This window comes from Streptomyces sp. NBC_00846, from assembly GCF_045207325.1.
In the GTDB taxonomy this organism is placed as follows: Bacteria; Actinomycetota; Actinomycetes; order Streptomycetales; family Streptomycetaceae; genus Streptomyces.
Genome location: NZ_CP108846.1, coordinates 5,866,739 through 5,882,683, shown reverse-complemented (window position 1 = coordinate 5,882,683; position 15,945 = coordinate 5,866,739). Strand labels below are relative to the sequence as shown.

Here is a 15,945-nt window from a genome sequence, read left to right as displayed (position 1 = left end):
CGCGCCGGGTGGTGCAAACATCTCCACGGGGCGTTCACATCCTGTACCGCATAGCGGCACACCGGCCCCGTTCCCCCCGTACGGCCACCACGATGGTCCGAGGAGAGAGTGACGATGACGGAGGCTGCAGCCCGACGCATGCCCGGAACACCTTGCTGGGTGAGTCTGCTCGTGCACGGCCTGAGCACGACCCAGGACTTCTACGCCCGGCTGTTCGGGTGGGAGTTCGCGCCCGGACCGGATCAGCTGGGTCCGTACGTACGCGCGCTGATCGACGGGAAAGTGGTCGCGGGCATCGGGCAGTCGCCGCCCGATCGCCATCTGCCGGTCGCCTGGACGACCTATCTGGCCACCGACGACGCCGACGCCACGGCAGAAGTGATCCGTTCCTGCGGTGGCACGGTCGCCGTCGGGCCGCTCGACTCGGGTGATGCGGGTGAGGCGGGCCGGCTCGCCATCGCTTCCGACCCCAGCGGCGCGGTCTTCGGAATCTGGCAGGCCGCCGCGCACGTCGGTACGGCGTTCGCGGGCACCCATGGCACACCGGTCTGGAACGAGTTGGTGACCCGCGAGACGTCGACGGTCTGCAAGTTCTACCAGACGGTTTTCGGCTACGAGGCGGAGGCAATCGTCTCGGCCGACTTCGACTACCAGACCCTTCGTCTGCACGGCCGTCCGGTGGCCTCGCTGCAGGGTGTCGGCCGCGCCCTGCCGCGCGACCGCGGCCCGCACTGGATGACGTACTTCGAGGTCGACGACACCGACGAGGCAGCGCATCGTGTGGTGGATTTCGGCGGATACGTCCTGCAACCGCCCCGGGAGGGGGCGAACGGCCGGGTGGCGACCGTGGCGGACCCGGAGGGCGCGGTGTTCACGATCGTACGGTCGACCGCTCGCTGAGCCACCGGGCCGCGGGGCGGGTCAGCCGGTCCGGAACCGTTCCACGTGCTGGTGGGCGGGGCCGGCCAGCCGGGTGTGCAGCTCGTCGAAGAGCTCGGACGCCTCGGTTCCGCTCCACTCGGCCGGTAGCAGTTCACGCGGGACACCGGGGTCGAGGTAGACGAGCCGGCGCCAGTCCGTGAGGACCCTGATGTACGTCGTGAACGCCTCGCGGTCCGTCACCGGGCTGCCACCGGCGATCCGCTCGGCCGCCGGACGGTGTGCCGCGAGGAATGCCACGTACAGCCGCTGCAGTCGGACGGTGTCCCACCAGGAGCGCACCTTCGCGGGCAGGTCCCCGTCCCCGCTCCCGGCCACGGAGAGATAGTCGGCCCGGAAGAGGTCGGCGTACGAGCGCAGCCCGTGCCGGGCCAGCATGTCCTCCGCCTCGCCGTGCACATGTCCCGGCGCGATCCACACACCGGCGGACACGGAACCGAAACCGAGCCGGGTCAGCTGGGTGCGCAGGGTGTGCCGCTTGGCGCGTTCGGACTCGGGTACGGAGAAGACGACCAGCACCCAGCCCTCGTCCACGGTGGCCCTTCGGGCCGCGAAGATGCGCGGATCGCCGTCGCGCAGAATGCGCTCGGTCTCGGGCGAGATCCGGTACCCGGCCGCTCCGGACACCGATTCGGCTTCGAGCAGTCCGGCGCGCTTCAGCCGCGAGACCGAGGACCGTACGGTCGGCGCCTCGACGCCGAGGTCGGCGAGCAGCTGGATCAGCGCGGCCACGGACATCCAGCCGCCGGTGTCGCGCGCGTACAGCCCGTAGACCGTCACGATCAGCTGCCGCGGCTGCACCTTGCCCAGTGGGCCCGGTTCGGACTCGGCCTCTGTCCCGCTCACCGTGTTCACAGCGTCATCCTAAGCATCCGTACCGGACGCCCGGAGGGACGGGTTCAGGCGGAGGTGACGGGCAGCACGTCCGGCGAGAGGGAGCCTGCGCGGGCGCTCGCGCTGGTCGTCCTGCGCTGATGGTGACGTCGGCAGAGCACCTCGTAACCAACCTCGTCCGCCTGCTGGTTGACGTCCCCGACCACCACCTGGGCGCCTTCGACGACCATCTCGCCGCCGGCCGTACGGGCGTTGTGCGTGGCCCGTGCACCGCACCAGCAGAGGGCTTCGACCTGGAGGGCCTCGACCCGGTCGGCCAGTTCGATCAGCCGCTGGGATCCGGGGAACAGCTTGGTCCGGAAGTCGGTGGTGATACCGAACGCGAAGACGTCCATGCCCAGGTCGTCGACGACCCGGGCGAGCTGGTCGATCTGGACGGGAGCCAGGAACTGCGCCTCGTCCACGATCACGTAGTCCGCCCGGCCGCCCCGGCTTATGTGGTCGACGAGGTGCGCGTACAGATCCATGCCCTCGTCGGCCTCGACGGCCTCGGTGACCAGCCCCAGACGTGAGGAGAGCTTGCCCTCCCCCGCCCGGTCGTCACGGGTGAAGATCACGCCCTGCAAGCCACGAGCTGAACGGTTGTGTCCGATTTGTAGCGCCAAAGTACTCTTCCCGCAGTCCATAGTTCCGGAGAAGAACACAAGCTCGGGCATGAGGGGCTGAGCACCTTTCGGGCGGGGCGAAGCAGTACAAGGGCGACTGTGGCGGGAAAACGCGGCTACGAGCGTACTTCGAGCAGGGGGACGAGCTGCTCGACGGGGGTCATCGAGCCATGCATGCCCACCATCGCGGACTCGTGCGGCTCATTGACCGAGGCGGTGATCACCACGTCGTCGTGGGCGGCGGCGACGACATCGCCGATCCTGCCGTGTACGCGTTCGTCGATCTTCGGGCCGAACCAGCCAGCCGCGATCGCTTCGTCCCGGCTCGCCACCCAGAACTGCTCGCCGAGCACTTCCCGCCAGACGGTCAGCACATCGCTCTCGGCGCCCGGGACCGCGTACGCATGACGGGCCCGGCCCTCGCCGCCGAGCAGGGCGACGCCCGCGCGCAGCTCCCAGTCCTCGTCGAAGTCGATCCGGGACTGCTCGTCGAAGGGGATGTCGATCATGCCGTGATCGGCGGTGATGTACAGCGCCGAGCGGGGCGGGAGCTGCTCGGCCAGGCGCCGGGCCAGGCCGTCCACATACATCAGCTGCCCGCGCCAGGCGTCGGAGTCGACACCGAAGCGGTGGCCCTTCCCGTCGACCTCGCTGTAGTACGTGTAGACGAGCGACCGGTCACCCGCGGCAAGCCGCTCGGCGGCGACGTCCATCCGCTCCTCTCCGGAGAACCGGCCGAGGAACGAGCCCCCGCTGAGCGCGACCTTGGTGAGCGGGGTCTGCTCGAAGGCAGGGGCGGAGACCTGGGCGGTGCGCACCCCCGCGGCGTCGGCGAGCGTGAAGACGGTGGGGTACGGCTGCCAGGCCTTCGGCGGCGTCCAGGGCTGCCAGCGCAGCTGGTTCATCAGCTCGCCGGTCTCCGGATTGCGCGCGGTGTAACCGGGAAGGCCGTGCTCCCCCGGCGGAAGTCCGGTACCGACCGAGGCGAGTGACGTCGCGGTGGTGGCCGGGAAGCCCGCCGTGATCGGGCGGCCGGTGCCGCCGCGCGAGGTGGGGAGCAGGGAGTGCAGAAACGGTGCCTCGTCCGGGTGGGCCTTGATCTGCTCCCAGCCGAGGCCGTCGATCAGGAACACGCAGTTCCGGTCGGCGGGGGTGAGTTCGGGGATCGCCGCGGTGAAGCCGGGCACGCCCTGTCCAGCGGCGAGCGTGGGCAGCAGATCGGCGAGCGAGCCGCTGCCGTACTCGGGAACGGGTGCGGTGTCGACGGGGAGCAGGACGGGGTCCTGCCAGGCCGGCTGGGCCATCAGCGGCCGGACGCCGCGGCCACGGCCGTGGCCTCGGAGAGGGACTGCGCGAAGGCGAGGGTCTGGCGCACGGTGTCCGGGCCGTCACCGGCCTCACTGACCCGCAGGCTCAGGTCGTCGGCGGTGGAACTGCCGGTGTAGCCGTGGTCGGCCTCGCAGTTGGGGTCGCCGCAGGCGGCCGGCTCCAGATCGATACGGGAGACCGCGCCCCAGCCGATGGTGAGGACGACCTCGCGGGGCAGCGTGCCCGGTACGTACTTCTCCGGGTTGGCAACGACGCGGCTTACCACGACCGACGAGATCCGGTCGAGCTTGACCGACTCCGTGGAGGTGGTGGCGTACGGCGTCGGGGAGCTGGTGTCCGCGTTCTGCTCGTCGGTGTGGCTGACGATGAAGCGGGTGTCGGTCAGGACCAGGACCGTGACGTGGCGGCGCACCTCGTTGGAGTCGAAGGTGGTCTCCTGGTGCACCAGGTACGAAGCGACCGGCTCACCGCCCACGGCGGCCTCCACCGCCTCGGCCACGAGGGCCGGGTAGTAGCCACTGCGCTCGATCGCCGCGCGCAGCCCCTGGGTCGTCGTACCGGTCTTAGCCATGAGGACCATCCTACGGGGGGCGGATGACTGCCGGGAACGATGTCCGGCAGGGCGACCGGGGCTCGCGCGCAGGAGGGACCGGTGCTTTCGAGCTCGTCCGACGGCCAGGGACGAATCGGTGCCGTCCGGTCGGTGGCCGGTCAGTAGTTGGGGAGGCGGCGGGGGCCGAGGTCGGTGCGGGCCGGGGGCGGCGAGAGCCGGACGCTCGCGCCGAGAACGGTCAGCCCCTGCGGGGCGACCACGACCGGTTCCAGGGCGATGGAGACCACCTCGGGGTGGTCGTCGACCAGCCGGGACACCCGCAGCAGCAGCTCTTCGAGCGCCGCGGTGTCCACGGGCGCCGCGCCCCGCCAGCCGAACAGCACCGGGGCCGCCCGGATGGACCGGATCAGCTCCGCGGCGTCGCGATCGGTGGCCGGAACGAGGCGGTGGGCGGTGTCACCGAGGAGTTCGGAGGGCGCGCCCGCGAGCCCGAAGGAGAGGACGGCGCCCGCCGCCGGGTCGATCGTGGCCCGCACGACGGTGTCGACGCCGCGCGGCGCCATGGCCTGGACGACCGGCCGGAGTTCGGCGGGCTTGCCGAGCAGATCGGTCAGTTCGCCGTAGGCCCGGCGCAGCGCGCTCTCGTTGGCGAGGTCCAGCCGCACACCGCCGAGATCGGCGCGGTGGCGCAGATGGGGTGCGGTGGTCTTGAGCGCCACGGGGTAGCCGAGCCGTGCCGCCGCGGCGACGGCGGCTTCGGGGTCGGGGGCCGCAAGCGTCGGTCGTACGGTGATGCCGTAGCGGCCCAGGAGCTCGCGCGCCTCGTCGTGCGCGAGCGGCCTGCCCCTCGGGTCGGGGTCCGGGCCGAGCAGGGTGTCGATCAGGTCGGCGGTGCCCTGTTCGTCGATGGTGTCGTCGAGGAACTCTGGCACCTTGCCGGGCGCGGCGGCCTGTCGTCGCCACTGCGCGTACCGGACCGCTTCGGCCAGGGCGCGCACGGCCCGCTCGGCGGCGGGGTAGGCGGGGATCCGGCCGGTACGGGGGCGGGAGCCGGGGGCGGGTTCGGCGCGGTCCTTGCTGTCCGTGCCCGTGGTTGCGGTGACCGCGCCGCTGCCGGGGGTGGAAGCGGTGTGCGCCGGCGCGGGGCCGGGCACTGAGGAGGTGTGCGCCGGTGCGGAGCCGGTCGCGGTGGCGGCGGCTCCGGCGCGCGGGGACGTCGCGGCCGCGGAGGGCTGCTTCGAAGGGCGCGGCTGCGCGACCGTGCTGGTGGCCGCGGCGAGAGCCTCGGCCAGGCCGCCGATCTCCACGTGCACGACGGCCACCGGCTTGGCTGGACCGGCGGTCGCGGCCGCGTGCAGGGCGGTCGCCAGTACCTCTCCGTCGCCCGGTTCCGCCTCTCCGTCCTCGCCCACCCACGGGATCGCCGTCACGATCACGGAGTCGCAGCCGTCATCGGCGAGGGCCTCGGCCAGGGCGTCCCGGAAGTCCTGCGGGGTCGCGGCGGTGGTGAGGTCGAGGGGCCGGCGCGGGCGGAGCCCCTCGGCCAGGCAGGCGTCGTACGTGAGCAGACCGAGCGACTCGGAGTTGCCGAGGATCGCGACCCGCGGGCCCGCGGGGAGCGGTTGGTCGGCGAGGAGGAGGCCCGCGTCGACCATCTCCGTCACCGTGTCGACGCGGATCACGCCCGCCTGCCGCATGAGCGCCGAGACCGTCGCGTCCGGGATCCGGCTGACCGGCACCGCATGGCCGGGCGGCGTGGAGCCGCTGTGCCGGGCGCCCTTCACGACGACCACGGGCTTCACGGCCGCGGTGCGCCGGGCGAGGCGGGTGAACTTGCGGGGGTTGCCGAGCGATTCGAGGTACAGCAGGGCGACATCCGTGTCCGGGTCCTCGTACCAGTACTGCAGGAAGTCATTGCCCGAGATGTCTGCGCGGTTGCCCGCGGAGATGAAGGTGGAGAGGCCGGCGCCGCGCCGGTAGAGCCCGGAGAGCAGTGCGATGCCGATCGCTCCGGACTGGGTGAAGAGGCCGATGCGTCCGGGAGCGGGCGGCTCGGGGGCGAGGGAGGCGTTCAGCCGGACGGCCTCGGAGTTGTTGATGACGCCGAAGGCGTTCGGTCCGATGATCCGCATTCCGTACGAGCGGGCCTGGCGGACAAGTTCACGCTGCCGCTCCCTGCCCTCGGCACCCCATTCGGCATATCCGGCGGAGAGGACGACCAGCCCCTGGACACCGTGCTCGCCGCAGTCGGCGACGGCCTCGGGAACGCGGTCGGCGGGGACGGCGACGACCGCGAGGTCGACCGGTTCGTCGATCTCGCCGATCGAACGGTGGGCGGGGACCCCGTCGATCGTGCCCAGGTCGACGGCGAAGGAGCGGTTCACGGCGTACGTACGACCGGTGAAACCGGCCCCGAGGACATTGCGCAGAACCGTGCGGCCGACCCCTCCGGGAGTGCGGCCGGCGCCGATGACGGCGACGGAACCGGGCGCGAGCAGCCGTTGCACGGAACGCGCCTCGGCCCGCTGCTCACGCGCGCGCTGGACGGCGAGGGACTCGGCGGTGGGTTCGAGGTCCAGGGTGAGGTGGACGGAGCCCTCTTCGAAGCTGCGCTGCTGGGTGTATCCGGCATCCCGGAACACCTTGATCATCTTGGTGTTGGCGGGCAGCACCTCGGCCGCGAAACGGCGGATGCCGCGCTCGCGGGCGACGGCGGCGATGTGTTCGAGGAGCGTCGAGGCCACCCCCCGGCCCTGGTGCGCGTCCTGGACGAGGAAGGCGACCTCGGCCTCGTCGGCGGGCGCGGAGGCGGGCCTGCCCCGCTCGTCGATCCGGTCGTAGCGGACGGTCGCGATGAACTCGCCGCCGACCGTGACCGCGAGCCCCACCCGGTCGACGTAGTCGTGATGGGTGAAGCGGTGCACGTCCCGGTCGGACAGACGGGGGTACGGAGCGAAGAAGCGGTAGTACTTCGACTCGTCGGAGACCTGCTCGTAAAAGCTGACCAGCCGTTCGGCGTCGTCCGTGGTGATGGGCCGGATCCGCGCGGTTCCGCCGTCGCGGAGGACCACGTCCGCTTCCCAGTGGTCGGGGTACGCGTGCTGCGGACTCTGCTGCGACGAGGGCTGCATGGGCAAAGACTACGGCTCCGTCAGCGGTCGCGTAGGTCCCGGGGCCGGGGCAGTCTGAGGGGGCCGAACGGCGGTAGAGCACGGGCTGCGGGCCGGCCGCGGGTCGGCCGCGGGTCGGCCTGGAGCATCGCGCACCGCGTGAGAGGCTGGTCTAGACAACCGTTGATTCCTGAAGGGCAGAACCATGGCTGAGCGCCGCGTCAACGTCGGATGGGCCGAGGGCCTGCACGCCCGCCCCGCTTCCATCTTCGTCCGTGCCGCCACGGCCTCCGGCGTCCCCGTGACGATCGCCAAGGCGGATGGCAACCCGGTGAACGCCGCCTCGATGCTCGCGGTGCTCGGTCTCGGCGCGCACGGCGGCGAGGAGATCGTGCTCGCATCCGAGGCCGACGATTCGGAAGCCGCCCTGGACCGTCTGGCGAAGCTGGTCGCCGAGGGGCTCGATGAGCTACCGGAGACCGTCTGACCCGTTTCCTACGAAAGAGCCGCGACCGCTTGACCGGGTCCGCGGCTCTTTCGCTTTCTCGGGCGAAACTTCGTGAAAATGAAGAGCGAAGATAATTCGGACAGCCCGAAGGAAGCCGCACGGAATGACAACTCTTTGTATACGGCGTAATTACTAATGCCGGATGCCCGTGGTGTTTACGGGATGTTACGAAGGCCTTACCCGGCCGGTGCGTGAGGCCGGGGGCCGGCGGTCCGGCCGGTGCGCGGGACCGTGGGCCGGCGGTCCGGCCGGTCGACGCGGCGCAGCCGGTGCGCGGCCGCGGCCCGTTCGGCGTGCTGGGCGGTCAGCGCCCTGGCCCGTTCCGCGTCACCGCGCGCCACCGCGTCCACGACGGCTCCGTGCTCGGCCCAGGAATCCGCCGGGCAGGCCGGCTGCTCGACCGCGTACATCCAGGCGATCTTGTGCCGGAGCTGGGTGAGCAGCGCGATCAGGCCGGGACTGCCGGAGGCCTGCACCAACGTCTCGTGGAACCAGCCGCCCAACGGGCACAGATCCTCCCCCTCGCCCCGCCTGGCCCGCTCCTGGCCGAGCCGGACCAGACCGCGCAGCACCTTGAGATGCGCCTCGGTGCGGCGCTGCGCGGCGCGCGCGGCGGCCAGCGGCTCCAGCAGCATCCGGACCTCCAGCAGGTCGGCGGCCTCCTGTCGGGTGGGCTCGGCCACGCAGGCGCCCGCGTGCCGCCGGGTGGCCACGAAACCCTCGGACTCCAGGGTGCGCAGCGCTTCCCGTACCGGGACGCGGGAGACCCCGTATCGACGCGCCAGCAACTCCTCTGTGAGCCGGCCACCGCGTTCGAAGAAACCGGAGACGATGTCGTCACGGATTGCCGTGCATACCGAATGCGCGGGAATGCGCATGTCCGAACCTCCGCCTTAATCCCCGCGAAACGCGGCCGACCGACGCCTGTTCTGCGACCCTATTGCAGTGCGGCCGAATTCCGATGCCGGGTGGAAAATCATGAATATCTCTTGGCCACGGAGCGACTCGGCGGGCAGGTACCGCAGACGGGCACCACGGGCAGACACGGAGGCCGGGCACGGCGAAATTCGGGCACAGCGGAGGCCGGGCACAGCGAAGGCCCCGGTGTGTGCCGGGGCCTTCGAAGAGGTGCTGCAGGTGGGACGGGCGGCTTCGGTCAGACGTTGACGCCGTGGGCGCGCAGGTAGGCGACGGGGTCCATGTCGGAGCCGTACGACGGCGTCGTCCGGGCCTCGAAGTGGAGGTGCGGGCCCGTGGAGTTTCCGGTCGAGCCGGAGAGGCCGATCCGCTGGCCCGCGCCGACGCTCTGGCCGACGGAGACGCCGATCGAGGAGAGGTGGCCGTACTGCGTGTACGTGCCGTCCGACATCCGGAGCACGATGTTGTTGCCGTACGCGCCGCCCCAGCCGGCCTCGACGACCGTACCGGCACCGACGGCGACGACGGAACTGCCGGACGCGGCGTGGAAGTCGATGCCCGAGTGGCTGCCGGACGACCAGAGCGAGCCACTGGACTTGTAGCCGGTGGTGACGTACGAAGCTGCGACCGGGAGCCGGAAGGCGCCCAGGCGGGTGCGCTCGGCGGACCGGGCGGCACGCACCTTCTCCGCGCGCGCCTCGGCCGCGCGCTTCGCTTCGGCCTCGGCCTCCGCCTTCTTCTTGGCTTCGGCCCGCTTCTTGGCCTCGGCCTTCCGCTGGGCCTCCGCCTTCTCCTTCGCCGCGGCATCGGCCTGGTGCTGCTGTGCGGCGGCCTGGGCCTCTATCTGGTCGGCGAGGGCGCTGTCGATGCCAATGACCTGGTTCAGGCCGGTCTCGCCGACGGAGGTGACCCCGGTGTCCGCTGCGAGGGCCGGAGAGGCCGCGCCGCCGATGACGCCGGTGGTGGCCAGGGCCGCGACGCCGGCGATCTTCGCGCTCCTGCGCGTCAGTCGACTCGGGGCACGATGCTTCCCAGTGGCACGGGTGAACGCCATGAAGTGGCTGGTCCTTTCCTTCCTTCTCGCCTACCGGGTTAGCTGACGGGTTCGGAGCAGGAAGGTCTCCTACGGATTACTCGGCCTCGGTGAGGCTCAGGCATCCGATTCACCCCAGGGACTTCGTGGGTCCCCGGCTCCCCAGGCTCGCGCCTGACGGGGACTCGGCGATGACTGTCCGGTACGTCGCGGATGCGGCATACGAGTGACGGACAGCCCGGCCGACGCTAAGCGGGGTCACTTTCATTCACCAAACGGACAGGTCGTTTTGTAGCGCATCCCACAAGACAGACAGACAACCTCTCCACCAGAACGGGCAAAAAGGAAGACCCCGGCGAGATCTCGCTCACAGGGGTCTTCCTCTTGTCCCGGTATGTGGACATGCGACGGGTTGGTGGACCGGGCGACCAGTGGGCTGTCACAGGTGACCCGTCACAAGCGAACTGTCGCGGCCTGGCGGGCCGGCCGGACCGTCAGGCCGCCTCCCGCGTCCGCGACAGGTACGCCCGTCAGCCGGTGACCACCGACACCTCTCCGATGTCCAGTGCCCGGACCGGCTCCTCGATCTGCGCCGCGTCACCGACAAGGACCGTGACCAGCCGGTCGCCCGGGAAGGCGTTGACCACCGCCGCGGTCGCCTCGACCGTGCCGGTCTCCGCAAGCCGGGCGTACAGGTGTGCCTGGTAGTCGTCCGGGAGGTGCTGCTCGACCTGGTCGGCGAGGGTGCCGGCGACGGAGGCCGCCGTCTCGAACTTCAGCGGTGCGACACCGACGAGGTTCTGCACGGCCGTCTCGCGCTCCTCGTCGGTCAGCCCCTCGGCGGCCAGGGTCCGCAGGACCGTCCACAGGTCCTTCAGGGCCGGTCCGGTGGACTCCGTGTCGACGGATCCGCTGATGGCGAGCATCGCGGCACCCGTCGCCCCCGAGGCGGAATCCGGGGCCGACGAGCGCAGCACCTGGGCGAAGGCCCGCACGCCGTACGTGTAGCCCTTCTCCTCGCGCAGCACCCGGTCCAGCCGGGACGTGAGCGTGCCGCCCAGGCAGTACGTGCCGAGCACCTGGGCCGGCCATACGCTGTCGTGCCGGTCGGGGCCGATCCGGCCGATCAGCAGCTGCGTCTGCACCGCGCCCGGACGGTCCACGATCACCACCCGACCGCTGTCGTCCGCGGTGATCGGCGGGGCGGGGCGGGGCTCGGCGGTGTCGCCCGCCCAGTCGCCGAGGGTGTCGGCGAGCAGGGCGTCCAGGTCGATGCCGGTGAGGTCACCGACGACCACGGCGGTTGCCGTGGACGGCCTGACGTGGGCGTCGAAGAAGGCACGCACGGCCGACGAGTCGATCCGCTCCACCGTCTCCTCGGTGCCCTGGCGTGGGCGCGACATGCGCGCCGTGGCCGGGAAGAGCTCCTTGGAGAGCTGCTTGGCGGCGCGGCGGGCCGGGTTGGCCTGCTCGTGCGGGATCTCGTCGAGCCGGTTGCGTACCAGCCGCTCGACCTCGCTGTCGGCGAAGGCGGGCGCCCGCAGCGCCTCGGCGACCAGCGCGAGCGCCTTGGCCAGCCGGGAGGCCGGGACCTCCAGGGAGACCCGGATGCCGGGGTGGTCGGCGTGCGCGTCGAGGGTGGCGCCGCAGCGCTCCAGCTCGGCGGCGAACTCCTCGGCCGTGTGCTTGTCGGTGCCCTCGGAGAGCGCCCGCGCCATGATCGTGGCCACGCCGTCGAGTCCCTCGGGCTCGGCGTCCAACGGGGCGTCCAGGACGATCTCGACCGCCACGACCTGCTGGCCGGGACGGTGGCAGCGCAGCACCGTGAGGCCGTTGGGCAGGGCGCCTCGCTCCGGTGCGGGGAAGGCCCACGGGCGGGCGACGCCGGGGGCCGGCTGCGGGTGGAACTGCATCGAAACTCCAGTCGCGGCAGCGTCGGTCACTTGTCCGCTCCTTCGTGCGCGTCGGTATCGTCGGCTTCGGTCTCATCGGTGTCCGGTGATTCCGCGGGCTCGGCCGATTCGACCGGTTCGTAGACCAGCACCGCCCGGTTGTCGGGACGCAGTTGGGCCTTGGCGACCGCCTGGACCTCTTCAGCGGTGACATCGAGCACCCGCTGTACGGCGGTCAGGGCGAGCTGCGGGTCGTCAAACAGCACGGCGAACCGACAGAGTTCGTCGGCGCGGCCCGCCACTGTACCGAGCCGGTCCAGCCACTCGCGCTCCAACTGGGCCTGCGCACGCTCCATTTCCTCGGGCGTGGGGCCTTCGGCGGCGAACCGGGCGAGCTCCTCGTCGACAGCGGCCTCGATCTGCGGCACCTCGACGCCGCCGGACGTCTTGACGTCCAGCCAGCCGAGGGAGGGCGCACCGGCCAGCCGGAGCAGCCCGAACCCGGCCGCCACGGCCGTACGGTCACGGCGGACCAGACGGTTGTGGAGCCGCGACGACTCGCCGCCGCCGAGCACGGTGAGCGCGAGGTCCGCCGCGTCGCACTCGCGGGCGCCGTCGTGCGGCAGCCGGTAGGCGGCCATCAGCGCCCGTGCCGGGACCTCCTCGTGCACCTCTTCACGCAGCTGCTCGCCGATGATCTCGGGGAGCGTGCCGTCCCGAGGCGGCTGCTTGCCGTCGTGGGACGGGATGGAGCCGAAGTACTTCTCGATCCAGGCGAGCGTCTGCTCGGGGTCGATGTCACCGACGACCGAGAGCACCGCGTTGTTGGGCGCGTAATACGTACGGAAGAAGGTGCGCGCGTCTTCCAGGGTCGCGGCGTCCAGGTCCGCCATCGAGCCGATCGGCGTGTGGTGGTACGGGTGGCCCTCTGGGTAGGCCAGGGCCGTCAGCTTCTCGAACGCCGTGCCGTAGGGGACGTTGTCGTAGCGCTGGCGGCGCTCGTTCTTGACGACATCGCGCTGGTTCTCCATGGACTCCTCGTCAAGCGCGGCGAGCAGCGAGCCCATCCGGTCCGCCTCGAGCCAGAGGGCCAGCTCCAACTGGTGCGTGGGCATCGTCTCGAAGTAGTTGGTGCGTTCGAAGCTGGTGGTCCCGTTGAGCGAACCGCCGGCCCCCTGCACCAGCTCGAAGTGTCCGTTCCCCTTGACCTGGCCGGAGCCCTGGAACATCAGGTGCTCGAAGAGGTGAGCCAGACCGGTGCGTCCCTTGACCTCGTGGCGAGAACCGACGTCGTACCAGAGGCAGACCGCGGCGACCGGGGTCAGATGGTCCTCGGAGAGCACCACGCGCAGGCCGTTGGCCAGACGGTGCTCGGTCGCTGTCAAGCCGCCGGAGCCGGCCTGGGCTGTGGCCGTGTGACCCTTAGGCATGTACGTCCCTTCGATCGCGATACTGGTTTTCCTGCGAGACCTGCCACTGTAAGCAAGCGCACAGACACCTCGCGAAGTTCCCATATCGCGGAAGTTCGCGTGAAAGAGGGGCCCGTCCCCCGCGGGACGGGTCGTGAAACCACCTCGACAGGGGTCGGGAACGGCTCTTGGGACGGGTCGAGGTCAGCGATGTCAGTGCGGCGGTCCACAATGGTCGGCGTCAGAACCTGAGGTTGCCCGAACAGAATCCGTGAAGGAGTCGCAGCAGCGATGGCCCGCCGCAGCACGAAGACCCCGCCGCCGGACGACTTCGAGGAGAAGATCCTCGACATCGACGTCGTCGACGAAATGCAGGGCTCCTTCCTTGAGTACGCGTACTCGGTGATCTACTCACGGGCCCTGCCGGACGCCCGTGACGGCATGAAGCCGGTGCACCGCCGCATCGTGTACCAGATGAACGAGATGGGCCTGCGCCCGGAGCGCGGCTATGTGAAGTGCGCCCGCGTGGTCGGCGAGGTCATGGGCAAGCTTCACCCGCACGGTGACACGTCGATCTACGACGCGCTGGTGCGGATGGCACAGCCGTTCTCCATGCGGCTCCCCCTCGTCGACGGACACGGCAACTTCGGCTCGCTCGGCAACGACGACCCGCCGGCCGCCATGCGGTACACCGAGTGCCGGATGGCCGACGCGACGTCACTGATGACGGAGTCGATCGACGAGGACACCGTCGCTTTCCAGTCGAATTACGACGGCCAGGAGCAGGAGCCGGTCGTCCTCCCCTCCGCCTATCCGAACCTCCTGGTCAATGGCACGACCGGGATCGCGGTCGGCATGGCGACCAATATGCCGCCGCACAACCTGGGCGAGGTCATCGCCGCCGCCCGCCATCTCATCAAGCATCCGGGCGCGGACCTGGAGACCCTGATGCGATTCGTCCCGGGTCCCGACATGCCGACCGGTGGCCGGATCGTGGGCCTCGGCGGCATCAAGGACGCCTACGCGGCCGGCCGCGGAACGTTCAAGATCCGCGCCACCGTCACCGTGGAGAACGTCACAGCACGCCGCAAGGGCCTGGTCGTCACCGAACTGCCCTTCAGCGTCGGCCCGGAGAAGGTGATCGCCAAGATCAAGGACCTGGTCTCGGCGAAGAAGCTCCAGGGCATCGCGGACGTCAAGGACCTCACCGACCGCTCGCACGGACTGCGCCTGGTCATCGAGGTGAAGAACGGCTTCGTTCCGGAGGCCGTGCTGGAGCAGCTCTACAAGCTGACGCCTATGGAGGAGTCCTTCGGCATCAACAATGTGGCGCTGGTCGACGGTCAGCCGCTCACCCTGGGCCTCAAGGAGCTGCTGGAGGTCTATCTCGACCACCGCTTCGAGGTCGTGCGCCGGCGCAGCGAGTTCCGCCGGACCAAGCGCCGCAACCGGCTGCACCTGGTCGAGGGACTCCTCGTCGCGCTGATCGACATCGACGAGGTCATCCGGCTCATCCGGTCCAGCGACGACTCGGCGCAGGCGAAGGAGCGGCTCATCGAGCACTTCTCGCTGAGCGAGATCCAGACGCAGTACATCCTGGAGACCCCGCTGCGCCGGCTGACCCGGTTCGACCGGATCGAGCTGGAGAGCGAGCGGGACCGGCTCAACGCCGAGATCGACGAGCTGACCGCCATCCTCGAATCGGACACCGAGCTGCGCAAGCTCGTCTCCTCCGAACTGGCCGCGGTCGCCAAGAAGTTCGGTACCGACCGGCGTACGGTGCTGCTGGAATCGGCCGGTTCGCAGGTCGCCTCGGTGCCGCTGGAGGTCGCGGACGACCCGTGCCGGGTGCTGCTGTCGTCGACCGGCCTGCTGGCCCGTACCGCCCATGACGATCCGATCGTCTTCGCCGAGGACGCCAAGCGTGCCAAGCACGATGTGATCGTGTCGGCCGTGCCGGCGACGGCCCGCGGCGATGTGGGGGTGGTGACGTCGGCGGGGCGGCTGCTGCGGCTCGCGGTGATCGATCTGCCGCAGTTGCCGGACACCCACGCGGCGCCCAATCTGTCGGGCGGGGCGATGGTCTCGGAGTTCCTCACGCTGGAGAGCGACGAGGAGGTCATCTGCCTCACCACGCTCGACGAGGCCTCGCCCGGCCTGGCGATCGGCACCCTGCAGGGGGTCGTCAAGCGAGTGGTGCCGGACTATCCGGCCAACAAGGACGAGCTGGAGGTCATCACCCTCAAGGACAGTGACCGCATCGTCGGCGCGGCCGAACTGCGTACGGGTGAGGAGGACCTGGTCTTCGTCACGTCCGACGCGCAGTTGCTGCGCTACCCGGCGGCGCAGGTACGGCCGCAGGGCAGACCCGCGGGAGGCATGACGGGCATCAAGCTCGCGGCGGACGCCGAGGTGATCTCGTTCACCGCGGTGGATCCGGCGGTGGACGCGGTGGTGTTCACGGTGGCGGGCTCGCACGGCACGCTGGACGACTCGGTGCTGACCTGCAAGCTCACCCCGTTCGACCAGTATCCGCGCAAGGGCCGGGCCACCAGCGGGGTGCGCTGTCAGCGGTTCCTCAAGGGCGAGGACGTTCTGGTCTTCGGCTGGGCGGGCGCGACGCCTGCCCGGGCCGCACAGAAGAACGGCACGCCGACCGAGCTGCCGGAGGCGGACCCGAGGCGCGACGGTTCGGGGACACCGCTGGCCAAGCCGGTCGCGGTGGTCGCCGGCCCCGTCTAGCCGGCCCGGCCGG

At 70.7% G+C, this 15,945-nt stretch carries 12 protein-coding genes and 1 riboswitch; of the genes, 3 read left to right on the top strand and 9 right to left on the bottom strand.

All coding sequences use genetic code 11. The features are described 5' to 3' along the window. Nucleotides 1-114 precede the first annotated feature (114 nt). On the top strand, nt 115-900 hold the full coding sequence (locus OG936_RS27050; RefSeq protein WP_406498095.1) for a VOC family protein: 786 nt from the start codon (nt 115-117) through the stop codon (nt 898-900). Nucleotides 901-921: 21 nt separating this feature from the next. Here OG936_RS27050 and OG936_RS27045 read toward each other — a convergent pair whose 3' ends face one another. The 5 genes from OG936_RS27045 to OG936_RS27025 form a co-directional block, all read right to left on the bottom strand. Further along, nucleotides 922-1,794 carry a PaaX family transcriptional regulator C-terminal domain-containing protein gene (locus OG936_RS27045; protein ID WP_406498093.1) on the bottom strand — a complete coding sequence of 291 codons (873 nt, stop codon included), beginning with the start codon at nt 1,792-1,794 and terminating at the stop codon, nt 922-924. A 44-nt stretch (nt 1,795-1,838) separates the two neighbouring features. Further along, entirely contained in the window at nt 1,839-2,489 is a 651-nt protein-coding gene (locus OG936_RS27040; protein ID WP_383758842.1) for a thymidine kinase, read from the bottom strand. A 65-nt stretch (nt 2,490-2,554) separates the two neighbouring features. After that, nucleotides 2,555-3,742 (bottom strand): alkaline phosphatase family protein, encoded by a 1,188-nt coding sequence (locus tag OG936_RS27035; RefSeq protein ID WP_406498091.1) that lies wholly within the window; start codon nt 3,740-3,742, stop codon nt 2,555-2,557. Then, on the bottom strand, nt 3,742-4,338 hold the full coding sequence (locus OG936_RS27030; RefSeq protein ID WP_383758844.1) for a DUF5998 family protein: 597 nt from the start codon (nt 4,336-4,338) through the stop codon (nt 3,742-3,744). Before OG936_RS27030 ends, OG936_RS27035 begins: the two co-directional genes overlap by 1 nt. Before the next feature lie 140 nt (nt 4,339-4,478). Continuing rightward, on the bottom strand, nt 4,479-7,451 hold the full coding sequence (locus OG936_RS27025) for a GNAT family N-acetyltransferase (protein WP_406498088.1): 2,973 nt from the start codon (nt 7,449-7,451) through the stop codon (nt 4,479-4,481). A gap of 184 nt (nt 7,452-7,635) precedes the next feature. Between OG936_RS27025 and OG936_RS27020 the strand changes: the two genes are divergently transcribed. Then, on the top strand, nt 7,636-7,917 hold the full coding sequence (locus tag OG936_RS27020) for an HPr family phosphocarrier protein (RefSeq protein ID WP_266749172.1): 282 nt from the start codon (nt 7,636-7,638) through the stop codon (nt 7,915-7,917). Nucleotides 7,918-8,114: 197 nt separating this feature from the next. Here OG936_RS27020 and OG936_RS27015 read toward each other — a convergent pair whose 3' ends face one another. The 4 genes from OG936_RS27015 to OG936_RS27000 all read right to left on the bottom strand — a co-directional run bounded on the left by OG936_RS27015 (nt 8,115) and on the right by OG936_RS27000 (nt 13,211). After that, the gene (locus tag OG936_RS27015; protein WP_406498085.1) at nt 8,115-8,816 is read right to left on the bottom strand and encodes a GntR family transcriptional regulator; all 702 of its coding nucleotides are present in this window, start codon (nt 8,814-8,816) and stop codon (nt 8,115-8,117) included. A gap of 278 nt (nt 8,817-9,094) precedes the next feature. Further along, nucleotides 9,095-9,910 carry a M23 family metallopeptidase gene (locus tag OG936_RS27010; protein ID WP_406498084.1) on the bottom strand — a complete coding sequence of 272 codons (816 nt, stop codon included), beginning with the start codon at nt 9,908-9,910 and terminating at the stop codon, nt 9,095-9,097. Between the two features lie 12 nt (nt 9,911-9,922). Beyond that, nucleotides 9,923-10,090: riboswitch (cyclic di-AMP (ydaO/yuaA leader) on the bottom strand. A gap of 329 nt (nt 10,091-10,419) precedes the next feature. Then, entirely contained in the window at nt 10,420-11,802 is a 1,383-nt protein-coding gene (locus tag OG936_RS27005) for a M16 family metallopeptidase (protein WP_406500630.1), read from the bottom strand. A 26-nt stretch (nt 11,803-11,828) separates the two neighbouring features. Then, nucleotides 11,829-13,211, bottom strand: coding sequence for a M16 family metallopeptidase (locus OG936_RS27000; protein ID WP_406498082.1), 1,383 nt, complete (start codon nt 13,209-13,211; stop codon nt 11,829-11,831). Nucleotides 13,212-13,481: 270 nt separating this feature from the next. Between OG936_RS27000 and OG936_RS26995 the strand changes: the two genes are divergently transcribed. Beyond that, nucleotides 13,482-15,932 carry a DNA topoisomerase (ATP-hydrolyzing) subunit A gene (locus OG936_RS26995; protein ID WP_406498080.1) on the top strand — a complete coding sequence of 817 codons (2,451 nt, stop codon included), beginning with the start codon at nt 13,482-13,484 and terminating at the stop codon, nt 15,930-15,932. Nucleotides 15,933-15,945: the final 13 nt, after the last annotated feature.